The organism is Streptomyces sp. NPDC101160, from assembly GCF_044768205.1.
Taxonomy (GTDB): Bacteria; Actinomycetota; Actinomycetes; order Streptomycetales; family Streptomycetaceae; genus Streptomyces.
Genome location: NZ_JBIWPJ010000012.1, coordinates 187,307 through 211,794, shown reverse-complemented (window position 1 = coordinate 211,794; position 24,488 = coordinate 187,307). Strand labels below are relative to the sequence as shown.

At 72.6% G+C, this 24,488-nt stretch carries 22 protein-coding genes; 6 read left to right on the top strand and 16 right to left on the bottom strand.

Annotation, left to right across the window (positions count from 1 at the left end; all coding sequences use genetic code 11):
* Positions 1 to 126: 126 nt before the first annotated feature.
* Both ACIRSU_RS33860 and ACIRSU_RS33855 read right to left on the bottom strand, forming a co-directional pair.
* Positions 127 to 498, bottom strand: a complete 372-nt coding sequence (locus ACIRSU_RS33860; protein ID WP_403800576.1) for a glyoxalase — start codon at positions 496 to 498, stop codon at positions 127 to 129.
* Positions 498 to 1,331, bottom strand: a complete 834-nt coding sequence (locus ACIRSU_RS33855; RefSeq protein WP_403800573.1) for a trans-aconitate 2-methyltransferase — start codon at positions 1,329 to 1,331, stop codon at positions 498 to 500. The genes ACIRSU_RS33860 and ACIRSU_RS33855 overlap by 1 nt, the downstream gene beginning before the upstream one ends.
* Positions 1,332 to 1,494: 163 nt before the next feature.
* Here ACIRSU_RS33855 and ACIRSU_RS33850 point away from each other — a divergent pair, with 163 nt between their 5' ends.
* On the top strand, positions 1,495 to 1,992 hold the full coding sequence (locus ACIRSU_RS33850; RefSeq protein ID WP_403800570.1) for a MarR family winged helix-turn-helix transcriptional regulator: 498 nt from the start codon (positions 1,495 to 1,497) through the stop codon (positions 1,990 to 1,992).
* Here ACIRSU_RS33850 and ACIRSU_RS33845 read toward each other — a convergent pair.
* The 8 genes from ACIRSU_RS33845 to ACIRSU_RS33810 all read right to left on the bottom strand — a co-directional run bounded on the left by ACIRSU_RS33845 (position 1,951) and on the right by ACIRSU_RS33810 (position 12,749).
* Positions 1,951 to 2,673, bottom strand: coding sequence for a LuxR C-terminal-related transcriptional regulator (locus tag ACIRSU_RS33845; RefSeq protein ID WP_403800567.1), 723 nt, complete (start codon positions 2,671 to 2,673; stop codon positions 1,951 to 1,953). The genes ACIRSU_RS33850 and ACIRSU_RS33845 overlap by 42 nt on opposite strands.
* Positions 2,674 to 3,046: 373 nt before the next feature.
* Complete coding sequence (galK, locus tag ACIRSU_RS33840) at positions 3,047 to 4,195, bottom strand: galactokinase (RefSeq protein WP_403800565.1); 1,149 nt, start codon at positions 4,193 to 4,195, stop codon at positions 3,047 to 3,049.
* The gene (galE, locus tag ACIRSU_RS33835; RefSeq protein WP_403800616.1) at positions 4,192 to 5,169 is read right to left on the bottom strand and encodes a UDP-glucose 4-epimerase GalE; all 978 of its coding nucleotides are present in this window, start codon (positions 5,167 to 5,169) and stop codon (positions 4,192 to 4,194) included. The genes galK and galE overlap by 4 nt, the downstream gene beginning before the upstream one ends.
* 8 nt (positions 5,170 to 5,177) lie before the next feature.
* Entirely contained in the window at positions 5,178 to 6,215 is a 1,038-nt protein-coding gene (gene galT, locus ACIRSU_RS33830) for a galactose-1-phosphate uridylyltransferase (RefSeq protein WP_403800613.1), read from the bottom strand.
* 116 nt (positions 6,216 to 6,331) lie between these two features.
* Positions 6,332 to 7,006 carry a LuxR C-terminal-related transcriptional regulator gene (locus tag ACIRSU_RS33825; RefSeq protein WP_403800563.1) on the bottom strand — a complete coding sequence of 225 codons (675 nt, stop codon included), beginning with the start codon at positions 7,004 to 7,006 and terminating at the stop codon, positions 6,332 to 6,334.
* Between the two features lie 162 nt (positions 7,007 to 7,168).
* Positions 7,169 to 8,899 (bottom strand): PQQ-binding-like beta-propeller repeat protein, encoded by a 1,731-nt coding sequence (locus ACIRSU_RS33820; RefSeq protein ID WP_403800560.1) that lies wholly within the window; start codon positions 8,897 to 8,899, stop codon positions 7,169 to 7,171.
* A gap of 49 nt (positions 8,900 to 8,948) precedes the next feature.
* On the bottom strand, positions 8,949 to 10,811 hold the full coding sequence (locus ACIRSU_RS33815) for a PQQ-binding-like beta-propeller repeat protein (RefSeq protein ID WP_403800558.1): 1,863 nt from the start codon (positions 10,809 to 10,811) through the stop codon (positions 8,949 to 8,951).
* A gap of 135 nt (positions 10,812 to 10,946) precedes the next feature.
* Positions 10,947 to 12,749 (bottom strand): ABC-F family ATP-binding cassette domain-containing protein, encoded by a 1,803-nt coding sequence (locus tag ACIRSU_RS33810; protein ID WP_403800555.1) that lies wholly within the window; start codon positions 12,747 to 12,749, stop codon positions 10,947 to 10,949.
* Positions 12,750 to 13,042: 293 nt separating this feature from the next.
* On the opposite strand from ACIRSU_RS33810, the gene ACIRSU_RS33805 reads away from it, so the two are divergent.
* Positions 13,043 to 14,023, top strand: a complete 981-nt coding sequence (locus ACIRSU_RS33805; protein ID WP_403800553.1) for an SMP-30/gluconolactonase/LRE family protein — start codon at positions 13,043 to 13,045, stop codon at positions 14,021 to 14,023.
* Between the two features lie 4 nt (positions 14,024 to 14,027).
* On the opposite strand, the gene ACIRSU_RS33800 is transcribed toward ACIRSU_RS33805, so the two are convergent.
* The 6 genes from ACIRSU_RS33800 to rsmI all read right to left on the bottom strand — a co-directional run bounded on the left by ACIRSU_RS33800 (position 14,028) and on the right by rsmI (position 19,485).
* Entirely contained in the window at positions 14,028 to 14,924 is an 897-nt protein-coding gene (locus tag ACIRSU_RS33800; protein ID WP_403800551.1) for a 4-(cytidine 5'-diphospho)-2-C-methyl-D-erythritol kinase, read from the bottom strand.
* Positions 14,921 to 15,805: a 16S rRNA (adenine(1518)-N(6)/adenine(1519)-N(6))-dimethyltransferase RsmA gene (gene rsmA / locus ACIRSU_RS33795; protein WP_403800548.1), complete on the bottom strand. Its 885-nt coding sequence runs from the start codon at positions 15,803 to 15,805 to the stop codon at positions 14,921 to 14,923. Before rsmA ends, ACIRSU_RS33800 begins: the two co-directional genes overlap by 4 nt.
* Positions 15,806 to 15,862: 57 nt before the next feature.
* Complete coding sequence (locus ACIRSU_RS33790) at positions 15,863 to 17,017, bottom strand: ubiquitin-like domain-containing protein (protein WP_403800545.1); 1,155 nt, start codon at positions 17,015 to 17,017, stop codon at positions 15,863 to 15,865.
* A gap of 72 nt (positions 17,018 to 17,089) precedes the next feature.
* Entirely contained in the window at positions 17,090 to 17,959 is an 870-nt protein-coding gene (locus tag ACIRSU_RS33785; protein WP_403800542.1) for a TatD family hydrolase, read from the bottom strand.
* 67 nt (positions 17,960 to 18,026) lie between these two features.
* Positions 18,027 to 18,467 carry a hypothetical protein gene (locus ACIRSU_RS33780; RefSeq protein WP_403800540.1) on the bottom strand — a complete coding sequence of 147 codons (441 nt, stop codon included), beginning with the start codon at positions 18,465 to 18,467 and terminating at the stop codon, positions 18,027 to 18,029.
* A 139-nt stretch (positions 18,468 to 18,606) separates the two neighbouring features.
* Positions 18,607 to 19,485, bottom strand: coding sequence for a 16S rRNA (cytidine(1402)-2'-O)-methyltransferase (rsmI, locus tag ACIRSU_RS33775; RefSeq protein ID WP_403800537.1), 879 nt, complete (start codon positions 19,483 to 19,485; stop codon positions 18,607 to 18,609).
* Positions 19,486 to 19,545: 60 nt separating this feature from the next.
* On the opposite strand from rsmI, the gene ACIRSU_RS33770 reads away from it, so the two are divergent.
* From ACIRSU_RS33770 to ACIRSU_RS33755, 4 genes are all read left to right on the top strand, one after another.
* Entirely contained in the window at positions 19,546 to 21,300 is a 1,755-nt protein-coding gene (locus tag ACIRSU_RS33770; RefSeq protein WP_403800534.1) for a dolichyl-phosphate-mannose--protein mannosyltransferase, read from the top strand.
* 115 nt (positions 21,301 to 21,415) lie between these two features.
* A complete protein-coding gene (locus ACIRSU_RS33765) occupies positions 21,416 to 23,059 on the top strand; it encodes a penicillin-binding transpeptidase domain-containing protein (RefSeq protein WP_403800532.1) in 1,644 nt (547 codons plus the stop codon).
* A gap of 54 nt (positions 23,060 to 23,113) precedes the next feature.
* A complete protein-coding gene (locus tag ACIRSU_RS33760) occupies positions 23,114 to 23,602 on the top strand; it encodes a YbaK/EbsC family protein (RefSeq protein WP_403800529.1) in 489 nt (162 codons plus the stop codon).
* Positions 23,599 to 24,450, top strand: coding sequence for an EamA family transporter (locus tag ACIRSU_RS33755; RefSeq protein ID WP_403800526.1), 852 nt, complete (start codon positions 23,599 to 23,601; stop codon positions 24,448 to 24,450). Before ACIRSU_RS33760 ends, ACIRSU_RS33755 begins: the two co-directional genes overlap by 4 nt.
* The last annotated feature ends 38 nt before the right edge of the window (positions 24,451 to 24,488 follow it).

Genomic DNA, 24,488 nt, shown 5'->3' with positions numbered 1-24,488 from the left:
TCCGGGCCGGGCCGGGGGGGGCGCCGCCCCCCCCCCCCGCCGGCCCCCCCCCCCCCCCCCGCGGGGGCCCCCCCCCCCCCGGCGGGGGGGGGGGGGGGGGCCCCCGCCCCCCCCCCCGCCCCCGTGTCACTCCACGGACTCCAGCGGCTCCAGGAACTCCAGCCGGTTGCCGACGGGATCCTCCGAATAGAAGCGCCGGTGCCCCGGCAGGTTGTCGTCCCAGACGACCGCGCCCCCGGCCCGCGCCACGCGGTCGGCGAACGCCTCGATCCCCCGCACCCGCAGCCCGGGGTGAGCCCTACGGGACGGCCTGAAGTCGGCTTCCACCCCCACGTGGAGCTGTACGGCTCCGGCGGCGAACCAGCAGCCGCCTCTGGCGGCGAGCACGGGCGGCTTGGGTATCTCGGTCATGCCCAGGACGCCGCCGTAGTAGGAGCGCAGCAGCGGTTCGCTGCCGACGGGCGCGGCGAGCTGGACATGGTCGACGGCTACTAACATCACGCGGCCTTCCTGGCGACGGCGAAGATGCGGCGGAACGGGAACACGGTGCCGTGCGGGCCCTCGGGGTAGTACTCGCGCAGCCGCTCGCGGTACTGGGCGAGGAAGGCCTCGGTGGCCGCCCGGTCGTCCCTGAGCGCGGTGAGCACGGGCCGCAGGGCGGTGCCCTTCACCCAGTCGAGGACCGGGTCCTCGCCCTGGAGCAGCTGGTAGTACGTGGTCTCCCAGACGTCCGTCTCGCAGCCGAGGTCGGTGAGCCGCTGCAGGTACTCGGCGGGGTCGAGGATGTGGACGAAGCGCCGGCCCTGGTCACCGATGCGGTCGCGCCACTCGGTCGAGGCGCACAGCTCGCCGAGCAGGGCGTGGCTGGGCGAGGTGAAGTTGCCGGGGACCTGGAAGGCGAACGTGCCTCCGGGCCTGAGTCCGTCGATCCAGGGGGCGAAGGACTCGGGGTGGTTGGGCACCCACTGGAGGGCGGCGTTGGAGACGATCAGGTCATAGGCGTCGTCGGGCGTCCAGTGGGCGGCGTCGGCCGGCCGGAAGTCGAGCCAGCCGCCGCCCTTGGTGGTCCCGGCCCAGTCCTTCTCGGCCCGCTCCAGCATCTCGGGAGAGAGGTCGAATCCGGTGATGTGGGCGTCGGGCCAGCGGTCGGCGAGCAGGACGGTGACATTGCCGGGACCGCAGCCGAGGTCGGCGATGCGGGCGGGCCGGCCCTGGGCCGGAAGCTGCGGTATTCGCGCGAGCAGATCGAGGAACGGCCGGGTGCGGTGTTCCGAGTGTCGCAGGTACTGCTGTGGGTCCCACGTGGGTGCGGCGGAGTCCACGGAATGCATGTTCGAAGCCCCCTTGCTGGAACGAGTTGCCGAAGCGGAACGGAGTTCCGGCCCGGTCCCTTCCCCATAGTCAAGAAGACTATATCTTGACATCAAGATTCTTGAAAGCGAACATCTTCACGCCAAGAGACTTTACGTCAACAGACCCTCTACACTGATCGTCATGGAGGACGAGGTCGACCGACTGGTCGCTGCATGGCGCCGCGAGCGCCCGGACCTCGACGTGGAACCGCTCGAGGTGCTCAGCCGTGTCTCACGCCTGGCCCGGCACCTCGACCGCGCCCGTCGGCTCGCCTTCTCCGAGCACCAGCTGGAGCCGTGGGAGTTCGACGTCCTGACGTCCCTGCGCCGGGCCGGCGCGCCCTACCAGCTCTCCCCCGGCCAGCTGCTCACGCAGACCCTGGTCACCTCGGGCACGATGACCAACCGGATCGACCGGCTCACCAAGAAGGGCCTGGTCGAGCGGCTGCCCGACCCCAGCGACCGGCGCGGCGTGCTCGTCCGGCTCACCCCCGAGGGCCGCGACCGCGCCGACCAGGCACTAGCCGGCCTCCTGGCGCAGGAGCGGGCCATCCTGTCCCGGCTCTCCCGCACGCAGCGCGGCGAACTGGCCGGTCTGCTACGCCAGTTGACCGCCCCGTTCGACAACATCCCCGGCTAGGGCGTCCACCGGCCCCACCCCGGCCCGCCGCGCCAACGCGACGGCGGCCAGGGTCGAATGGACCCCGAGCTTCCCCAGCACGTTCTGCATATGGGTCCGCACCGTGTGCGGACTCAGGAAGAGCCGCTCCGCGACGGCCTTCCTCCCCAGCCCCGCCACCATGCAGCGCAGCACCTCGCGCTCCCTGGGCGTCAGCGACTCGACGAGGGCCTCGCTCTCCGTACGGTGCCGCCGCGCCTCCGTGAGCTCCCGCAGCACACCCGTGAGGAGCGCCGGCGGCAGATGCGTCTCGTCCCGCAGCACCCCCCGTACGACCGCGAGGAGCCGCTGCAGCGAGCAGTCCTTGGCGACCCAGCCCCAGACCCCGGCCTGAAGGGCGAGCGCGGCCCGGTGGGCGTCGTCCCTCTCGGCGACCACCACGACACGCAGCTGCGGCCGCCCCTCCCGCAGCTGGGCCACCAGAGGAACGCCGTCGCCGTCCAGATCACCGTCGAGCAGCACGACGTCGAACCTCCGCCCGTCGCCCGCGGCCCGGTCCAGGCAGCGCAGAGCGGCGGGCCCGCTCCCCGCCGCCGCGACCTCGACATCGGGCTCAGCGGCCAGGGCAGCGGCCAGCGACTCGGCGAAGACACGATGGTCGTCCACCACCAGAACCCGGATACGGGCCACGGACACCCCCAACTGGTCGAGGAACGGCCCGGCGCGGGCACGACGCCGGGGACAGGAACCGCCGGTCGCACGGCCGCCGCCGTGGAATGACAGTTACCCCGCCCCGGGCGCCGTACCCGGCGGGTCTCGATACCCCTGAGATCAGCACCGGCCCCCACCGGTGCCGCGACCAAAGTACAAGCAGCCCACCACCGCCGAAGGGAAAACGTGGATGTCCACGGCGGGAAGGCGTGAACCGAACGGGAGCGGGGGCCGTGCAGGGGACCGCGTTCGGGACGTAAAGCGTGATTTGTGGCGCGGAAACAAGTGGCTTTGCCGCTCGACGAACGTGCTCCGCGCCGTAAATCATGCAGTCCCGAACGCGGTCACCGGAGCGGCCCCCGCGTCACCCGAGCCGCCGCGCCCCGGCCGACGGCACGGCGGGGAAGACGCCGGGCTCGCCGTAGCCGGCAGCACTGAACGCCCCCCGCACCGCATCGGCGACGGAATCGGCGGCACCGGCCGGGACCAGCACCACCGCGGACCCCCCGAACCCGCCCCCCGTCATCCGCGCCCCCAGCGCCCCCGCCCCCACCGCCGCCGAGACCGCCAGGTCCAGCTCCGGGCAGGAGACCCGCAGGTCGTCGCGCAGGGACGCGTGCCCCTCGACGAGCAGCGCGCCCACCGCCCGCATGTCGCCCCCGGCGTCGAGCAGCGCGATGGTCCGCGCCACGCGGTCGTTGTCCGAAACGACGTGCCGGACATAGCGACGAACCGTTTCGTCGCTCAAACGCCCGAGCGCATCGGGCAGTTGCGCGGCGCTCACCTCGCGCAGCGCGCGCACGCCGAGCGCCCGCGCACCGGCTTCGCAACCGGCGCGCCGTTCCGCGTACGCGCCGTCCCCGAGCGCGTGCTTCACCCGGGTGTCGACGACGAGCAGCCGCAGTCCGACGGCGGCCAGGTCGAAGGGCACCTGACGGTACGACAGGTCGCGGGTGTCGAGGAACAGGGCGTGCCCCTCCTCGGCGCACGCGGAGGCCATCTGGTCCATGACGCCGCACGGCACGCCGACGAAGGCGTTCTCGGCGCGCTGGGCGAGCAGGGCGAGCCGCGGCCGGTCGAGGCCGAGCCCGTACAGGTCGTTCAGGGCGAGCGCCGTGACGACCTCCAGGGCGGCCGACGAGGAGAGCCCGGCGCCCGTCGGCACGGTGGACGCCAGGTGTACGTCGGCGCCGCCCACCGGGTGCCCGGCGTCGCGCAGCGCCCAGACCACGCCGGCGGGGTACGCGGCCCAGCCCTCGACACCGCCGGGCTTCAGGGCGTCCACGGCGAGCTCGACCACACCGCCGTCGACGTCGCGGGAGTGCAGCCGCAGGATCCCGTCGTCGCGACGGGACACCGCGGCCACGGCGGTGTGCGGCAGAGCCAGCGGGAGCACGAAGCCCTCGTTGAAGTCGGTGTACTCGCCGATCAGGTTGACCCGCCCGGGAGCGGCCCAGACCCCGTCGGGAGCGCGCCCGTACAGCTCACCGAACTCCGCCGCGACACCACTCATCCTCGCTGCTTCTCCTCTTGCTGCTTCCGGGCGAAGGCCCAGGCGTCCGAGACGATGTCGGCCAGGTCGGGCCGGGACGGCGTCCAGCCGAGCCGCTCGCGGGCGGCGTCGGCGGAGGCGACGAGGACGGCGGGGTCGCCGGCGCGGCGCTCCGCCATGACCTCGGGGACGGGGTGGCCGGTGACCTTGCGGACGGTCTCGACGACCTCGCGGACGGAGAAGCCGTTGCCGTTGCCGAGGTTGCAGATGAGGTGCTCGCCCGGGGTCATGGCGTCGAGGGCGCGCAGGTGGGCCTCGGCGAGGTCGGCGACGTGGATGTAGTCGCGGACGCAGGTGCCGTCGGGGGTCGGGTAGTCGTCGCCGTAGACGTTGATCGCGTCGCGCTTGCCGAGGGCCACCTGGAGCACCAGCGGGATGAGGTGGGACTCGGGGTCGTGGCGCTCGCCGCACTCCTTGTAGGCGCCGGCGACGTTGAAGTAGCGCAGCGAGACGGCGGCGAGGCCGTGGGCGGCGCACTCGCCCGTGATCATGTGGTCGACGGCGAGCTTGGTGGCGCCGTAGGGGTTGGTCGGCGCGGTGGGCGCGGACTCGGTGATCGGGACGGTCTCGGGCTCGCCGTAGGTGGCGGCGGTGGACGAGAAGACGAGACGGCGGACGCCGGCCTCGCGCATGGCGGCGATGAGCGCCATCGTGCCGGCGACGTTGTTGTCCCAGTACTTCTCGGGCTTGGCGACGGACTCGCCGACCTGGGAGAAGGCGGCGAAGTGGAGCACGCCGTCGTAGGAGGAGTCGAGCCACTGGGCGGCGTCCTGGATGCGGCCCTCGATGAAGGCGGCGCCGGCGGGGACGCCCGCGCGGAAGCCGGTGGAGAGGTCGTCGAGGACGGTGACCTCGTGCCCCGCCTCCAGGAGGTGGGCGGCGACCGTGCTGCCCACATAGCCGGCCCCGCCCGTCACGAGGTATTTGGACGTCACTGCCTTGCTCAACTGCTTGCCACCTCTCGGAGTCTGTCGGCCGCGGACTCCGGCGAGACGTCGTTCATGAACGCGCCCATGCCGGATTCGGTGCCCGCGAGGTACTTCAGCTTGCCAGAGGCCCGGCGGACGGTGAAAAGCTCCAGGTGCAGCGCGAACTCGTCGCGGTCCTCGGTGGCCGGCGCCTGGTGCCAAGCGGCGATGTACGGGGTGGGCGGGGCGTCGGTGCCGAAGAGGCGGTCGAAGCGCCGCAGCAGCTCCAGGTAGAGCCGGGGGAACTCGGCGCGGGCGGCGTCGTCGAGCGCGGTGAGGTCGGCCACCCGCCGGTGCGGGTAGAGGTGGACCTCGTACGGCCAGCGGGCGGCGTACGGCACGAAGGCGGTCCAGTGCTCGCCGGCGAGCACGACCCGCTCGTCCTTCCGTTCGCGTGCGACGAGGTCGTCGAAGAGGTTGCGCCGGGTGTGGGCGCGGTGCGCGACGGCGTTGCGGAGCATGGTGGCGGTGCGGGGCGCGGTGAACGGGAAGGCGTAGATCTGCCCGTGGGGGTGGGCGAGGGTGACGCCGATCTCGGCGCCGCGGTTCTCGAAGCAGTAGACCTGCGCGACGCCCGGCCGGGCGGAGAGCTCGGCGGTGCGGTCGGTCCAGGCGGCGAGGACGAGGGCGGCGCGCTCCTCGGTCAGGTCGGCGAAGGACGCGGTGTGGTCGGAGGTGAAGCAGACGACCTCGCAGCGCCCGTGTTCGCCCGACAGCGAGGGGAACCGGTTCTCGAAGACGGCGACCTCGTACTCCGCGGCCGGGATCTCGCTCTGCCATTCCCCGGTGGAGGGGCAGAGGGGGCAGCTGTCGGCCGGCGGGTGGTAGATGCGGCCCTGCCGGTGGGAGGCGATGGCGACGAACTCGTCGAGCAGCGGGTCGTAGCGGATCCCGGACGCGGAGACGACGGGTTCGAGGGGCCGGCGGTCGACGGCGTCGCGCCCGCCGCTGTCCCGCGCGTCGAAGTAGATGAGCTCGCGCCCGTCGGCGAGCCGGGTGACGGTCTTCTTCACGTGCACGGTGGACGGCTCCCTCGGCCTCCAGTGAACAGAACCTCCCATAAAAAACCACAACCAAACATCAGTACGCAACACTCAGCGGCGATCGACCACTCGGAGGACGTACGCGCCTACCTGCGCTGCGCCGGCACCCGGTCGAGCAGCCCCGTCCGCGCCGCCAGCGCCGCCGCCTCCAGGCGCGAGCCCACGCCCAGCTTCATCAGGACCCGCTGCACATGCGTCCGGGCCGTGCTGGGCGCGATCGCCATGCCCGCCGCGATCACCCGGGTGTCCTCGCCCTCCGCGACCCGGACCAGCACCTCGGCCTCGCGCGGGGTGAGCAGCCGGAGCAGCCGGAGCCCCTCGTCGTCGGGCTGCGCGGCCGGGTTGAGCAGCTCCGCGAAGGCGCTCTGGACGAGCTGCGGCGCCACCGCCGTCTCGCCGGCCCGGGCCTTCAGCAGGGCGCGCTCGACGCCCTCGATGCGTTCGTCGTGCCGCACGTACCCGGACGCCCCGGCGGCGAAGGCGGCGGCGATGCCGCGCGGCGAGGGGACCGGGCCGAGCACGACGACGGCGATCTGCGGGCGCTCGCGCTTGATCCGTACGACGGGATCGAAGACGCCCGGCTCGGCGGGCGCCGACGTCCCGAGGAGGCAGACCTCCGGCGCCCGGCTCACCACCAGCTCCGCGGCCCCGGCCACCGGCGCGGCCGCGGCGAGCACCCGGTGCCCGCGCAGCTTCAGCGCCGAGGCCAGCGCCTCCGCGTGCAGTCGGTGGTCGTCGACCACCATGAGCCGAACCCCCATCGTCCTCCCCCTCCCGGGCCAGGCCGTCCCCCGGCCTCCGCCCTGCCCCGGCAAGCTACACACTCCCCCGCCCCGCTTTGCCCCAATCGCGCGAAAACACCGAGGGCCCCTCCGTCCCGGAGGGGCCCTCGGTGCGGTCATGTCGACACGACCGGTCGGCGATCAGCCCGCGGTGGCGAAGCCGAGCGCCAGGTACTGCTTGCCGTACGCGGACGTGGTCTTGCTGACCAGCGTGTCCGAGACGAAGAAGTGGCCGCTGCCGTAGAGGTACTCGGCGCCGGTCGAGCTGAAGCTCGTCTCCGCGTCGCGGGTCGTCTTGTCGGCCGGGTTCTCCATCAGGAGCGTCGACTTCATCGTGCCGCCGTTGATGGAGACGATCTGGCCGCCCTTGTCGTACGGCGGGACCTTGTACGCGATGAGGTCGCCGCCGTCCATGCGCAGCGGGATCAGCGTGTACCGGTCGCCGGCGTCGGCCTTCGCCGGCAGCGTCCGGCCGGTGTTCAGGTCGAAGGCGATGATCTCGTTGGTCTCGTCGCCGTACTCGCCGGTGCTGCCCTCGTGCTCCTCGGTGGGCACGTACAGGCGGTTGTTGCCGACCGCCAGCATCGTGCAGCCCTCGACGTGGGTCGAACGGCAACGGCCCGCGTAGTGGTCCGAGTCCGCCGTGATCTTGGCCTTGAGCTTGCCGGTCTTCTCGTCGATGGAGAAGAAGTCCGAGATGCCGCTGCCGTCACCGGCCGCGTCGTTGACGTCGGCCGCGACGACCAGCGGCTTGGTGGACACGATCGCCGCGTAGTCGACGCCCGTGGGCATCTTGAACTGCGAGATCGGCGCGCCGGTCAACGGGTTGAGGTTCTGGACGGTCACCGTCGGGTCGTCGTACGAGCCGCACTTGCGCACCGCGACGAGGCCCTCGCCGCCGCCGTAACCGAGGTCGTCGCAGTCGTTCGCGTTGGCCTGCGGCTTCCAGCGCGGGTTGCCGTTGGCCACGTCGAAGGCGGCGCCGCCGTCGAGGCCGCCGGCCGCGACGGTCTGGCCGGACAGGGTGACCTCGGAGAAGGCCGCCTTCTTGTCGCCGGCGGTGCCGCCGGTGATCGAGGTGGACCACACCAGCTTGCCGGTGGTGAGGTCGACCAGGCCGACCTCGGTGCACGGCTGGTAGAAGCGCGGCGCGACCCGCTTGGTGGCCTCGAAGAGGATCGGCACCTTGAAGTCGGCCGTCATGTGGCGCGAGGCGCCGCAGACCTGACCGGTCAGCGGCAGCGTCCACAGGACCGTGCCCTTGTCGAGGTCGTAGCCGACGACCGAGTTGACGCCCGTCTTCACGTACGCCTTGTCGGTGATCCAGGAGCCGGAGACGTCCGTGACGTCTCCGACCTTGGGCACCCCGACCTGGAGGGTGAGCTTGGACTTCGGGTCGGCCGGGGCCTTCTCCTTGCCGCCCCCGCCGACACCGCCGCCGTCCTGCCCGCCGTCCTTGCCGCCGCTCGCGGCGCCCGACGTGCCCTTGGCGTCGCCGCCCTTCTCACCGCCGCCGGAGTTGGCGTACCACAGGCCGCCGCCGATCAGCAGCACGACCGCGACGACCGCCGCGATGACGATCTGCATCTGCGTCGACAGCTTCTTCCCGCCGCCGGGTGCGGGCGGGGGCGGAGCCTGCGGGTACGGCTGCTGGTAGCCGTACTGCGGCGCCTGGGGCTGCGGAACGGTCGGCGGCTGCTGGTACTGGGGCTGCTGGTACGGAGGCTGCTGCGGCTGCTGCGGATAGCCGTACGGCGGCTGCTGCGGCGGCATCGGCGCGCCGAACCCGCCCGGCGGGGGGTCCTGCGGCGCACCGAAGCCTCCCGGGGGAGGCCCCGGGGGCTGGTTCGGCGGGGGTGGCGGCTGCGTCATGACATTCGTACCTCGGGAAGAAGGAAGAAGGAGGGAAGGGCGCGGTGCGTCACTTGCCGTAGGCCATCATCGTCTTCGTCTCCTTCTCCTCCTGGTCGTTGGCGGCGGAGACCCGGCCGGCCGCGATCACGAAGGTGCCGTTGGAGTAGGCGTACCCGGCGTCGTAGAAGGAGCTCTCGATCTCGGCCGTGGCGACCTGGTGCTGGAGCACCACCTTCGGCGCGCCGCCCGTCGGGGCGAGGGTCGCGACCGCGCCGCCCTTGTCGAATTTCGGCTGGACGTAGAGCAGCACGTCCGAGCCCTCCATGCGCAGCGGCGTCATCTGCTGCTCGGCGGGGGCCTTGGAACGCCACTTCTGCTTGCCGGTGTTGAGGTCGAAGGCGACGACCTCGTTGGACGTGCCGTAGGAGGCGTCGGTGGCCATGTAGAAGGTGTTCGCGTCGGCGGCGACACCGGTGCAGCCCTGGAGGTTCTTGCCGAAGATGACGAAGGTGCCGCCGCAGCGCGGGGCGAACTTGTCGTTGGCGCCGCCCTGGATCTGGGAGCGCAGCGAGCCGTTGGCGTTGAGCGCGAAGACGCTCCACTTCTTCTCGTCGCGCTGGGTGGCCGAGATGACCAGCGGGTTGACCGAGTAGACCCGGTCGACCTCCCAGGTCTCCTTCAGCTTGAAGGTCCACTTGGCCTTGCCGGTGACCGGGTCGATCTCGCTGACCGCCTGCTGCTCCTTGTTCACGTCGCCCGAGGGGCACTTCATGGCGGCGATCAGCTTGACGCCGCCGGCGAACGCGATGGGCTTGCACGAGCCGGAGGAGCCGGCGGCGTAGCCGAAGAGCTGCTTGCCGTCCGCGAGAGAGAAGCCGTAGGCGCTGCTGGTGCCGGCCGCGGTCACCGTGTTGCCGCTGATGGCGAGGGTGTTGTCGGAGAAGGAGAAGAAGCCGGTGCCCTTGGGGACGGACTTCTTCCAGCCGGCCTTGCCGGTGGTGAGGTCCACCTGCTGGAGCTCGGTGCACTTGGCACCGTCCTTGGCGTTCTCCTCGTAACCGAAGACCATGGAGCCGTTCGCGCCCGGCTCCGGCGGCGCGGCGCACAGCTTGAACGGCAGGTCGAGGTGCCACTTGGGCGAGCCGTCGGCCAGGCTGTAGCCGTCGACGCCCTTGAACATGCCCTTGACGACGGTGTCGCCGACGATCCACGGGCCGAAGACGTCGGCGCCGTTGCGCGGCAGGTCGACGTTGTTCTTCAGCAGCCAGTCGACCTTCGCCTCGCCGGGCTTGCGGCCGGCGTTGAGGTCGTCCTCGCCGCCGTCCCCGCCGTCGCCCTTGCCGTCGCCCTTGTCGACGGAGTCGGTCGGCTTGGGCGTGGTGGTGGCGGAGTTGCTCGGCTTGGCGACCGGGTCGTCGTCGCCGCTGCCGCTGAGCGCGAACCAGGCGCCGCCACCGATGACGAGCAGCGCGGCGGCGGCCGCGGCGATGATGACGCCGGGCTTGCCCTGGAAGGGGTTCTTGCCGCCACCGCCGCCGGGCGCGGGCGCGCCGGGCATCGGGGCGGTCGGGTAACCGCCGTAAGGATTCGGCTGCTGGCCGTAGGGGCCGGGCTGCTGGCCGTACGGGCCGGGCTGCTGGGCGTACGGGCCCGGCTGCTGCGGATAGCCGTACGGGCCGGACTGCGGCTGCTGCGGGGGCTGCTGCGGGTAGCCGTACGGTCCGGGCTGGGCCGGCGGGGCCTGCGGCACGGTCGGCGGCATCGGCGGCGCGGCCGGGGCCTGCGGCGGCATGGGCGGCGCGGCCGGAGCCTGCGGCGGCACCGGCGGGGCGGCCGGGGCCTGCGGCGGCACGCCCTGTCCGAGGCGCGGGTCCGGATCGGGTGCGCCGAATCCCTGCGGCGGCGGCTGGTTGCTCGGCGGCTGGGTCATCAGCGCTTCCCCCTTGAAAGTGAGCGGGTTTTCTTTCTACCACTCACCTGATGGCGCAAAAGAGACCGGTCCGTCCCTTGTACCCAAGGGAGGACCGGCCCGTGATGCCCTCGTTACGCGTCCTCTACGAGTTCTCTACGCGTCCTCGGCGAGTTCCAGCCACCGCATCTCCAACTCTTCCCGCTCTCCCGCGAGTTCCCGGAGCTCGGCGTCCAGCTTGGCCACCTTCTCGAAGTCCGTGGCGTTCTCGGCGATTTGGGCGTGCAGCTTGGTCTCCTTCTCGGAGACCTTGTCGAGCTGCCGCTCGACCTTCTGCAGCTCCTTCTTCGCGGCGCGCGCGTCGGCGGCGGACACTCCGGCCTTCGGCGCCGCGGCGGGCGCCGGGGCCGGGGTGGCGGCCTCGATCATCCGCTGCCGCCGCTCCAGGTACTCGTCGATGCCGCGCGGCAGCATCCGCAGCGTCTTGTCGCCGAGCAGCGCGAGGACGCGGTCGGTGGTGCGCTCGATGAAGAAGCGGTCGTGGGAGATGACGATCATCGAGCCGGGCCAGCCGTCGAGGAGGTCCTCCAGCTGGGTGAGGGTCTCGATGTCGAGGTCGTTGGTGGGCTCGTCGAGGAAGAGGACGTTGGGCTCGTCCATGAGGAGCCGGAGCAGCTGGAGCCGGCGCCGCTCGCCGCCGGAGAGGTCGCCGACCGGCGTCCACTGCTTGTCCTTGCCGAAGCCGAACTGCTCGCACAGCTGCCCGGCGCTCAGCTCCCGGCCCTTGCCGAGGTCGACGCGGTCGCGGATCTGCTGCACGGCCTCCAGGACGCGCAGCTCGGCGGGCAGCTCGGTGACGTCCTGGGAGAGGTAGGCGAGCCGCACGGTCTTGCCGACGACGATCTTTCCCTCGGCGGGCTGCTTGTCGCCCTCGGAGACGGCGGCCTCGGCGAGGGCACGGAGCAGCGAGGTCTTGCCGGCGCCGTTGACGCCGACCAGGCCGATGCGGTCGCCGGGGCCGAGCTGCCAGGTGAGGTGCTTGAGCAGCACCTTCGGGCCGGCGGTGACGGCCACGTCCTCCAGGTCGAAGACGGTCTTGCCGAGCCGGGCGTTGGCGAACTTCATCAGCTCGCTGGTGTCGCGGGGCTCCGGCACGTCCGCGATCAGCGCGTTCGCCGCCTCGATCCGGAAGCGCGGCTTCGACGTACGGGCCGGGGCGCCGCGGCGCAGCCAGGCCAGCTCCTTGCGGACCAGGTTCTGCCGCTTGACCTCCTCGGTCGCGGCGATCCGCTCGCGCTCGGCGCGCGCGAAGACGTAGTCGGAGTAGCCGCCCTCGTACTCGTACACCGTGCCGCGCTGCACGTCCCACATGCGGGTGCAGACCTGGTCGAGGAACCAGCGGTCGTGGGTGACGCAGACCAGCGCCGAGCGCCGGTTGCGCAGGTGCTGGGCGAGCCAGGCGATGCCCTCGACGTCGAGGTGGTTGGTGGGCTCGTCGAGGACGATCAGGTCCTGGTCCTCGATGAGCAGCTTGGCGAGGGCGATCCGCCGCCGCTCGCCACCGGACAGCGGACCGATGACCGTGTCCAGGCCCTTCTCGAACCCCGGCAGGTCGAGCCCGCCGAACAGCCCGGTCAGCACGTCCCGGATCTTGGCGCTGCCCGCCCACTCGTGGTCGGCCATCACGCCGATCACCTCGTGCCGGATCGTCGCCGCCGGGTCCAGCGAGTCGTGCTGCGTCAGCACCCCGAGCCGCAGCCCGCCACTGTGCGTGACCCGCCCGCTGTCCGCCTCCTCCAGCTTGGCGAGCATCCGGATCAGCGTGGTCTTCCCGTCGCCGTTCCGCCCGACGACCCCGATCCGGTCCCCTTCGGAGACGCCGAGGGAGACCCCGTCGAGCAGCGCACGGGTGCCGTACACCTTGCTGACGGACTCGACATTGACCAGATTGACGGCCATTTCACTCCTGTACGGGGGGATCGCTCGACATTCCAGGGTAGACGGGCGGGAGGGGTGCGGGAGCGCCCCGGCCCTCCGGGAGGCCGCCGGAGCCGGTCATGGAGACGGAGGAGGGCGAGGGTGCCGGGGGCCCGGGGAGGGCGGCGTCAGCGCGCGGATACCCGACTCGGGCATGAGTACGGATGGCGGGCACCGGTCGGCCGCGCGGGCGACCCCACGGCCCCGGCTGCGCCTTCCGGCACCTGGCGGGCCGTCATCTTCATGAGGTGTCGCATCCCTCCAAGGAGAAGCCCATGCCCCGTCTCCCCCGCCTCGCCGCCCTCGCCCTCGGCACCGCCGCGCTCGGCGTGCTCGCCGCCGGGCCCGCGCCCGCCGCGCCCGCCACGACCGGTGATCCGACCGTGTCGGATCCGCGCATCCTCGCCCACTTCGACTTCACCCAGGGCCAGACGCCCGAGAACATCGCCCTGGAGCCCGACGGCTCCGCCGACGTGACCTTCGCCTTCGCCGGGCAGGTCGCCCGCGTCGACCTGTCGGGCCACACGGAGATCATCGCCCAGCTGCCGCCGGTCGCGAACCCGCAGACGCCGAACATCGGGGCGGCGATCGTCACCGGCATCGCCCGCACGCACGACGGCGTCCTGTACGTCGCCTACGCCACCGGCACCGCCGAGACCGGCATCTGGCGCGTCGCGCCCGACGGCAGCGCGCCCGAGCAGATCGCCCAGCTCCCCGCGAACTCGCTGCCGAACGGCATCGCGGTCGACGAGGAGTGCGGCACCCTCTACGCAGCCGACTCGGTGCTCGGGCGGGTCTGGAGCATCTCGCTCGACGACCCGAAGCCCCGGGTGTGGGCGTCCGGCACCGAGCTGCTGCCGTCGGCCCCGAACGGCTTCGGCGCCAACGGGCTGAAGCTGCACAACGGGGCGGTGTGGGTCTCGAACAGCGACCGGGGCACGCTGCTGCGCATCCCGTTCGAGCCGGACCGGACCGCCGGGCCGGTCCAGACGCGGGCCACCGGCCTGGACGGCGTCGACGACTTCGCGTTCACCGGGTACGGCGACACCCTGCTCGCCGCCCGGGTCCTGCTGAACGAGGTCGACTTCGTACGCGCCGACGGCACCCACAAGGCCGTCCTGACCGCCGCCGCCGGGCTGAAGAACCCGACGTCTGTGGCGGTGCGCGGCAAGACGGTGTACGTCAACAGCGCCTCCTACTTCGAGCAGCAGAAGGACCCGAACCTGCTCCTGGCCCGCATCTCCAAGGACAAGTAGCCGGTCAGGCCAGGACGCGCGCCCCGGCCGCCGGGGCGGTCGCCACCCGGGCGGTCCGGCAGGTGCCGGAGGCGATCAGGGCCGCGGCGACCGCCTCGGCGGCCTCCGCGTCCTTCACCAGGAACGCCGTCGTCGGCCCCGAGCCGGAGACCAGGCCCGCGAGCGCGCCCGCCTCCGTGCCCGCCGTCAGGGTCGCGGCGAGCGAGGGCCGCAGGGACAGCGCGGCGGGCTGGAGGTCGTTGGCGAGGGCGCCGGCGAGGGCGGTGGCGTCACCGGTGCGCAGCGCGTCGAGCAGCGCGGGCGAGGCGGCCGGCTCCGGCACGGCCACGCCCTCGTTCAGGCGGTCGAACTCGCCGTACACCGCCGGCGTCGAAAGACCGCCGTCTGCGACCGCGAACACCCAGTGGAAGGTGCCGCCGACCGGCAGCCCGGTGAGCTTCTCGCCGCGTCCGACGCCGAGCGCCGCGCCGCCGACCAGGCTGAACGGCACGTCGGAGCCCAGTTCGGCGCAGATGTCGAGAAGGTCGGCCCGCGGGGTGCGCAGACCCCACAGCGCGTCGCAGGCGAGCAGCGCGCCCGCGCCGTCGGCGCTGCCGCCGGCCATGCCGCCGGCGACCGGGATGTCCTTGACGATGTGCAGGTGCACGTCGGGCGCGATGCCGTGCCGGGCGGCGAGCAGTTCGGCGGCCCGCGCGGCCAGGTTGGTGCGGTCGAGCGGCACCTTGTCGGCGTCGGGGCCCTCGCAGGTGACCGTCAGCGTCTCGGCGGCGGTCGCCGTGACCTCGTCGTACAGCGACACGGCGAGGAAGACGTTGGCCAGGTCGTGGAAGCCGTCGGGCCGGGCGCCGCCGACCGCCAGCTGGACGTTGACCTTCGCCGGAACCCGTACGGTCACGCTCATGCCTTGGCCTCCGGCTTGTTCTCGGCGATCCGGGCGAACTCCTCCACGGTCAGCGCCTCGCCCCGCGCCTGCGGCGAGATCCCGGCCGCCACCAGCGCCTCCTCGGCCGCCGCCGGCGAGCCCGCCCAGGTCGCGAGCGCGGCCCGCAGGGTCTTGCGGCGCTGCGCGAAGGCCGCGTCGACGACCGCGAAGACGTCCTTCTTGGCCGCGGTCGTGGCGATCGGCTCGGTGCGCCGGACCAGGGAGACGAGACCGGAGTCGACGTTGGGCGCGGGCCAGAAGACGTTGCGGCCGATGGCGCCTGCCCGCTTGACCTCCGCGTACCAGTTCGCCTTCACCGACGGCACGCCGTACACCTTGTTGCCCGGCCGGGCCGCGAGCCGGTCCGCGACCTCCGCCTGCACCATGACGAGGGTCCGCTCGATGGTCGGGAAGCGGTCCAGCATGTGCAGCAGGACCGGGACGGCGACGTTGTACGGCAGGTTCGCGACGAGCGCGGTGGGCGGCGGGCCCGGCAGCTCCTCGACGTGCATGGCGTCGGAGTGGACCAGCGCGAAGCGGTCCTTCTTCTGCGGCATGCGCGCGGCGATCGTCGACGGCAGGGCCGCGGCGAGGACGTCGTCGATCTCGACGGCCGTCACCCGGTCCGCGGCCTCCAGGAGCGCGAGGGTGAGGGAGCCGAGCCCGGGGCCCACCTCCACCACCACGTCGTCCGGGCGCACCTCGGCCGTGCGGACGATCCGCCGCACGGTGTTGGCGTCGATGACGAAGTTCTGGCCCTTCTGCTTCGTGGGGCGGACGCCGAGGGCGGCGGCCAGCTCACGGATGTCGGCGGGGCCGAGGAGGGCGTCGGGGCTGTCGGGGCCGGTGGTGGTGCTCACCGGTACAGCGTACGGGGCGCCCGTGCGCCCGATACACGGCTCACCGCCCCGGCACCGTCACTTGTACAGCCTGCGCCCGCAGTGCGGCCACGGGCTCGCGCCCCGCGTCACGTACAGCTTCTTCGCCCGGAACGTCTGCTCCGCCGCCGTCGCCTCCTGCGCCACGCCGCTGCCGCCGAGGGCGCGCCAGGTGCCGGGGTCGAACTGGTAGAGCCCGCCGTACGTCCCCGACGGGTCGACGGCGCCGGGCCGGCCGCCCGACTCGCAGGCGGCGAGCGCGGCCCAGTTCAGGCCGTCGGCGCCGGCGACGGAGCCGGGCAGCGGGCGGGTGCCGACCCGGACCTTCTGGGTAATCGGCTCGCGCACGGTCTCCTCGGCGATCCGGCGCGGCCGCTGCCGCACCCCGTTGACCGTCCGCAGGGCGTACGTCACCCGGCGCACGCCCGGCACGCCCGGCTGCTCGACGAGCTCGGTGCCCGCGAACAGCTCCGGGTCGCGGGTCTGCTCGACGGCGTACGGGACGGGCTCCTCGCGGATCTCCTGGCTGCCGGTGATCCGCAGCACGGTGATCGTCTGGCCGTCGCGCGGGAAGGAGTCGAGCGGCACGGAGGTGGTGTCCTGGCCCGAGAGGGTGAGCCCGGCCTCCTCGACGGCTTCGCGGACGGTGGCCGCGTTGGTGCGTACGGTCCGCTCGTGGCCGTCGGCGAGGAAGGTGACCGCGCGCTCGGTGCGCACGTCGAGCGCCAGGCCCTGCCGGGAGATCGGCGCGCCGCGGGAGACGGACAGGTACGCCCCCTCGGCCCGCACCCCGAGCTGGCGCAGGGCGCCGTCGACGGTCCTGGCCGTCGTCCACACCTGGCGGCGCTGCCCGTCGAGGGTGAGGGCGACGGGGCGGCCGTAGCGGACGACGACCTCGTCGCCGCTCACGAGGCCGGCACCGGGGGCGGGGGCGACGATGTCGTGCTCGCCGACCGCCAGGCCCTCGTCGGCGAGCAGCTCGTCGACGTCGCCGGCGAAGGTGTGCAGGGTGCGCGGGACGCCGTCGACGGAGAGCCGGACGGCCTTGTCGTTGACGACGAAGGCGCTGGTGCCGCCGGCCAGGAAGGCCACGACGAGGGCCTGCGGGACGATCCGGCGCAGGCCCTCGGCGGCGGGCGCGGCGGCCTTGCGGCGCCGGGCGCCGCCGGCCCGGTGACCCTGGGGAGTGCTCACGAGGCCGGGACCCTAGCCGCGCGGCCGGTCACTCTCCACGACCCCACGACTACGACACGTAACCGTTATGGATCAGTAATCGAAGGCGCGGGCCGTGTTCGCCGCGATCGCGCCCGCCAGTTCCTCCTCGCCGATGCCGCGGACCGCCGCCATGGCGCGGACGGTGACCGGGATCAGGTACGGGGCGTTGGGGCGGCCCCGGTAGGGCGCCGGGGTGAGGAAGGGGGCGTCCGTCTCGACGAGGACCAGGTCGAGCGGGGCGACGGCGAGGGCGTCGCGCAGCGGCTGGGCGTTCTTGAAGGTGACGTTGCCGGCGAAGGACATGTAGTAGCCCTTGGCGGCGCAGATCCCGGCCATCTCCGCGTCGCCGGAGTAGCAGTGGAAGACCGTCCGCTCCGGCGCGCCCTCCTCGTCGAGCACCCGCAGCACGTCGGCGTGGGCTTCGCGGTCGTGGATGACCAGGGCCTTGCCGTGGCGCTTGGCGATCTCGATGTGGGCGCGGAAGGAACGCTCCTGCGCGGCCATGCCCTCGGGACCGGTGCGGAAGTAGTCGAGGCCGGTCTCGCCGACGGCGCGCACGTACGGGAGGGCGGCCAGCCGGTCGATCTCGGCGAGCGCGTCGTCGAGCGCCGCGTCCCCGCCGGCCTGGCGGGCGCCCTGCCGGGACCACCCGTCGGGGTCCCCGAGGACGATCCGTGGCGCTTCGTTGGGGTGCAGGGCGACGGCCGCGTGCACGTTCTCGTGCGCGGCGGCGGTCTCCGCCGCCCACTGTGAGCCCTTGATGTCGCAGCCGACCTGGACCACGGTCGTGACGCCGACGGCGGCGGCCTTGACGAGGGCCTCCTCGACGGTGCCGGACTGCATGTCGAGATGGGTGTGCGAGTCCGCGACCGGGACCAGCAGGGGCTCGGGCAGCGGCGGCGGGGCGTCCTTGGAACTCATGGCCCCGATCGTACGAGGGCCATGAGTTCACCCGCGAAGGAATACCGCCGGGGACGTCCGCGAGCGGTTACCTCTTGCGGAAGGGGTGGAGAAGGTCGGAAAGATGCCAGTGGTGCGGTACCGGGGGCTTTTCCTCGCCCTCCGGGCCGTCCTCGGTCAGCTCCTGGCCGATGGGCCCCGCGATCGACACCGGTCGCGTCGCCTTCGCCCCACGTCCGTGGTGCTCCGTCGCCGCGACCATGTCGAGCACCGAGGCCACCCGTCCCGCGCGCATGATCCGGACGACATGGCTGCCGCAGTTCATGCAGGTCGGCCGGGACAACGGCGACGGCACCCGTTCCCCGTCGGTCCTGTAGACGACGAACTCGTTTCCCTGCACGTCGACGTGGTGCTCGATGTCGTAGGCCTGCTCCCAGCCGTAACCGCACCTCATGCAGGCGAATGCGTACGCCTCGTGCGCGACCTCGTGGGCGACGGGCGGCGTTCCGGTGCCGGTGATCTCACTCATTCCAGCTCCTCTCCACTGATCCAGTGGACGCCTTTTCGGGCCGGAACGCATCAGCTCCGGAAGAACCATGGACGCGCTTTGGCGTTTCCTTGCCCGAAGGCCCTGCGAGCGGGCCCGCCGCCGGGTTCCGCTTTGCCTTTCAGATTAGTCCTTTACCGTTTCCGGGGCCCTGTGCCGCCGCATTCTTTGCCGCGACCACCGCATCGAACACCTCGCGCTTGGGAATACCGGCCTCGGCCGCCACGGCGGCGATGGCCTCCTTGCGCCGCTCGCCCGCCTCCTCGCGCACCCGCACCCGGCGCACCAGCTCCTCGGCGTCCAGCTCGGCCGGCCCGGTCTCCGGGGCGCCCTCGACGACGACCGTGATCTCGCCCCGTACGCCGTCCTTCGCCCACTCCGCGAGCTCGCCGAGCGGGCCGCGCTTCACTTCCTCGTACGTCTTGGTCAGCTCGCGGCAGACGGCGGCCCGCCGGTCCGCGCCGAAGACCTCGGCCATCGCGGCGAGCGTGTCGTCGAGCCGGTGCGGGGCCTCGAAGTAGACGAGGGTCCTGCGCTCGTCCGCGACCTCACGGAGCCGGCCGAGCCGCTCGCCCGCCTTCCTCGGCAGGAAGCCCTCGAAGCAGAAGCGGTCCACGGGCAGGCCGGACAGCGCGAGCGCGGTGAGCACGGCGGACGGGCCGGGCACGGCGGTGACCTTGATGTCCTGCTCGACGGCGGCGGCGACCAGGCGGTAGCCCGGGTCGGACACGGACGGCATGCCGGCGTCGGTCACGAGCAGCACCCGCGCCCCGCCGGCCAGCGCCTCGACCAGCTCGGGCGTCCGCGCGGACTCGTTGCCCTCGAAGTAGGAGACGACCCGGCCCCTGGTGTGCACGCCGAGGGCGCGGGTGAGTCCGCGCAGCCTGCGGGTGTCCTCGGCGGCCACGATGTCCGCGTTCTCCAGCTCGGTGGCGAGCCGGGGCGGGGCGTCCGCGATGTCGCCGATGGGGGTACCTGCGAGTACGAGCGTTCCTGTCACGGAGCCATCCTCCCAGCCCGTAGAGGCGACGCGCACAGGCGCGTTCCCTACGATGGCGCGGTGACCAGTACCGCACCCGAGGCCCTGGAGGGTCCGCACCCCATGGCGCCGACCGTGGCAGAACCCTCTTCGTGGCAGCGGCGGCTGCGGCGCTTCGGCTACCGGCCGCCGGCCTCCGGGCCGCTGTCGATCGGCCTGCGGGAGCGGCTCGTACCGCCGTACACCCGCCCCTCGCCGCGGCTCTGGTCGCTGTTCGGGATCCCGCCGGCGGCCGCCGAACGGGTGTGGCGGTTCGCCGCCTGGGGCGGCCCGCTGTTGGTGGCGCTGGTCGCGGGCCTGCTGCGGTTCTGGAACCTGGGCAAGCCGCACGCGGTGATATTCGACGAGACGTACTACGCCAAGGACTCCTGGGCCCTGATCAACCAGGGCTACGAGGGCGCCTGGCCGAAGGACATCGACAAGACGATCCTGTCCGATCCGGGCGCGGTGCTCGTGCCGACGGATCCGGGATACGTGGTCCATCCGCCGGTCGGCAAGTGGGTGATCGGCCTCGGCGAGAAGCTGATCGGCTTCGAGCCGCTGGGCTGGCGCTTCATGGTGGCGCTGCTCGGCACGCTGTCGGTGCTGATGCTGTGCCGGATCGGGCGGCGGCTGTTCCGCTCGACGTTCCTGGGGTGCGTCGCGGGCCTGCTGCTGACGGTGGACGGCCTGCACTTCGTGATGAGCCGGACGGCGCTGCTCGACCAGGTGCTGATGTTCTTCGTCCTGGCCGCGTTCGGCTGTCTGCTGATCGACCGGGACCGGGCGCGGGCCCGGCTCGCGGCCGCGCTGCCGGAGGACGAGGAGGGGGTGCTGCGGCCGGACTCCTCCGTCGCGAAGACCCTGCGGCTCGGCTGGCGGCCGTGGCGGCTGACGGCGGGCGTGATGCTCGGCCTGGCGGCCGGCACCAAGTGGAACGGGCTCTACATCATGGCCGCGTTCGGCCTGATGACCGTCCTGTGGGACCTGGGCGCCCGCCGTACGGCCGGCGCGTTCCGCCCGTACGCGGCGGTGGCCCGGCGCGACCTCCTGCCCGCCTTCGTCTCGGTCGTCCCGGTCGCGATCCTCACGTACATCGCGTCCTGGACCGGCTGGATCGTCACCGACAAGGGCTACTTCCGGCACTGGGCGGCGGAGCAGGACAGGATCGGCGGGGGCGGCACCTGGGGCTGGCTGCCGGAGTGGCTGCGCAGCCTGTGGCACTACGAGACCGAGGTCTACAAGTTCCACGTGGGCCTGACCTCGCCGCACACCTACCAGTCCAACCCGTGGAGCTGGATCGTCCTCGGCCGGCCGGTCTCCTACTTCTACGAGTCCCCCGCCCCCGGCACCGCCGGCTGCCCGGCGAACGCCACCGAGAAGTGCGCCCAGGAGGTGCTCGCCCTCGGCACGCCGCTGCTGTGGTGGGCGGCCTGCTTCGCGATCCTCTACGTCCTGTGGCGCTGGGCCTTCCGCCGCGACTGGCGCGCGGGCGCGATCGCGTGCGGGATCGCGGCGGGCTGGGTGCCGTGGTTCCTCTATCAGGAACGCACCATTTTCTTTTTCTACGCGGTGGTGTTCGTGCCGTTCCTGTGCCTCGCGGTGACGATGATGATCGGGGCGATCGTGGGACCGCCGGGTTCCTCGGAAAGGCGGCGGACTTTCGGGGCGGTGGGCGCGGGAGTGCTCGTTCTCCTCATCGTCTGGAATTTCATTTACTTCTGGCCGCTGTACACCGGGACGCCCATTCCGATGGACGCGTGGCGGAACCGGATGTGGCTCGACACCTGGGTGTAGCGGATCGCGCACCGGAAACCGACGACTTGGTCGCTTTCCGGTAACGACCGTCGCGGTCGTCACTCCTCGCTCGTAGGGTTCCCCTGGGGCCATACCTGGGGGAGGAGGCGCAGTCATGCGCAGTGGTGCCAAGGTCGCGATCGTCGGCGGGGTGTTCGTCGTCGTCGCGAGCGGGGTCGGTTACGGGGGTTACAACCTCTGGAACGGGGTCACGGGCAGCTCGGGTACGGGCACGCGCTCGGCGTCCGGGACCGACGAGAAGCGGTCCGGGCCGGTCACGTCCGAGGAAGTCACGTCCACCGCGAAGGACTTCCTCGCGGCCTGGGCGACGGGCGAGCCGGAGACGGCGGCGCAGCTGACGAACAACCCGGTCGCCGCGGGCCCGGCCCTGCTCGGCTTCCGCGAGGACGCGAAGGTCTCCGCCGCGTCGATCACGCCGGGGCCGGCGAGCGGGCCGACGGTGCCGTTCACGGTGCAGGCGACCGTCACGTACGAGGGGGTGTCCAAGCCCTGGACGTACTCCTCGCGGCTCACCGTGGTGCGCGGCAGGACGACGGGCCGGCCGCTGGTCGACTGGAAGCCCGGCGTGCTGCACCCGAAGCTGACGACGGCGACGGCGACGCTCCGCACGGGCGGCGCGAAGACCGGCGAGATCAGGGCCGTCGACTACAAGGGGCGGGAACTGACGGCGGAGAAGTACCCGTCGCTCGGCCCGGTCCTGGACCAGCTGCGCGAGCGGTACGGCTCCACGTCGGGCGGCAGGCCGGGCATCGAGGTGTACGTCGACTCGGGCCGGGAGGGCGTGCCCGACACCACGCTGCTGACCCTCGCCAAGGGCGAGGCGGGCAGGCTGGAGACGACGATCGACGCCGACGTGCAGGCGGCGGCCGAGAAGGCGGTGAAGCGGTACGGCACGGCGTCCGTGGTCGCGGTCAAGCCGTCGACGGGCGCGGTGCGGGCGGTGGCGAACAGCCCGGCGAACGGCTTCAACGCGGCGTTCGAGGGCAAGAAGATGCCGGGTTCGACGCTGAAGATCGTGACGGCGGCGCTGCTCCTCGAGAAGGGCCTGGTGAAGGCGGACCAGGTGACGGAGTGTCCGCGGGAGGCGATGTACAACGGCCGGACCTTCCACAACCTCGACTACTTCTCGCTGGACGGCGCGCCGTTCGGCAAGAGCTTCGCCAAGTCCTGCAACACCGCCTTCATCAAGAAGATCGACGACGTCCACGACGACGCCGCCCTGGGCAAGGAGGCGAAGGAGGTCTTCGGCATCGGCCTCGACTGGAAGACCGGCATCCTGTCGTTCGACGGCTCGATCCCGGAGGCGACCGGGGGCGAGGCCGCGGCCCAGTACATCGGCCAGGGCACGGTCCAGATGAACCCGCTGAACATCGCGTCGATCACGGCGACCGCGAAGGACGGCACCTTCCGGCAGCCGTACCTCGTCTCGTTCTCGGTCGACGACCGGCCGCGGGCCCAGGCGGAGCGGAAGCTTCCGTCGTCGGTGGCCCGGCAGCTGCGCGACATGCTGCGCAGCACGGCGACCGCGAGCTACGGGACGGCCACCGGAGTCATGTCGTCGGTCTCCGGCGACAAGGGCGCGAAGACCGGCTCGGCGGAGGTCGACGGCCAGGCCGTGTCGGACTCCTGGTTCACGGGCTTCTCGGACGACCTCGCGGCGGCGGCCTTCGTGTCCGAGGGCGGGCACGGCGGTACGGCGGCGGGCCCGGTCGTGGCGCAGGTCCTGAACGCGGGCTAGCGGCGCCGTAACCCGGTCGCGTGCTCCGTACACGTACCGCTAGCCTGCGGGCCCATGACGACGTCACACGCAGATGCCCATCCGCAGTTCGCCGCCGCCCTCCTGGAGTTGGGCCTCGACGTCGAGGTGCGCCGCTTCCCGGACGAGACCCGCACCGCGCAGCAGGCCGCCGAGGCCATCGGCTGCGCGGTGTCGGAGATCGTGAAGTCGCTGGTCTTCGCGGCGGACGGGGTGCCGGTGCTGGTCCTGATGGACGGCTCGTCGCGGGTGGACGTGGAGCGGGTACGGGCGGAGCTGGGTGCGGCGGCCGTGACGCGCGCCGACGCGAAGGTGGTCCGGGAGACGACGGGCTACGCGATCGGCGGCGTCCCGCCCTTCGGGCACCGCACCCGCACCCGGGTCCTGGCCGACCGCGGGCTGCTCGACCACGAGGTGGTGTGGGCGGCGGCGGGCACGCCGCACAGTGTGTTCGCGCTCGACCCGGAATCGCTGATCACGCAGGCGGGCGGCCTGCTCGTCGACGTGCGCGAGCGCACGGCGTGACGCCGCTGGTGGCCGTGGCGGTGCTGATCGCGGCCGTCACGCACGCCTCGTGGAACGCGATCGCCCACCACGTCAAGGACCAGCTGGTCTCCTTCACCCTGATCTCCGGCGGCGGCGCCCTCCTCGGCGCCGTCGCCGCCTGCTTCGCGCCGATACCGGCGGCCGGGGCCTGGCCCTGGCTGGTGACCTCGGCCCTGCTGCACGTCGGCTACATGGCCCTGCTGATGCGGTCGTTCACGCTCGGCGACTTCGGCCAGATGTACCCGATCGCCCGCGGCACGGCCCCGCTGGCCGTGACCGTCCTGGCCGCCGTCTTCGTCCACGAGATCCCCGACCCCGCCCAGCTCACGGGCGTCGCCGTCGCCTGCGCGGGCCTCACCGGCCTCGCCCTCTGGGGCATCCGCGGCAGGGGCGCCCGCCCCGACTGGCCCGCCCTCCTCGCGGCGGGCGCCACGGGCCTCGCCATCGCCGCCTACACCGTCGTCGACGGCGTCGGGGTCCGCGCTTCCGGCACCCCGCTCGGCTACATCGCCTGGCTGATGATCCTGGAGGGCCTCGCCATCCCGGCCTTCGCCCTCGCCACCCGTCGCCGCGCCCTCCTCCCCCAACTCCGCCCCCACGCCCTGCGCGGCCTCCTCGGCGCGGCCCTCTCCGTCTGCGCCTACGCCCTCGTCCTCTGGGCCCAGACCAAGGCCGCCCTCGCCCCGGTCGCCGCCCTCCGCGAATCCTCGATCATCGTCGGCGCGGCCATCGGCACGGTCCTCTTCAAGGAACGCTTCGGGGGCCCGAGGATGGCGGCGGCGGGTTTGATGGTGGTGGGCATCGGCCTGATGCTGTACACCAGTTGAGCCTCACGCGCCTGGACCTCACGCAGCCGGCTCCGCGC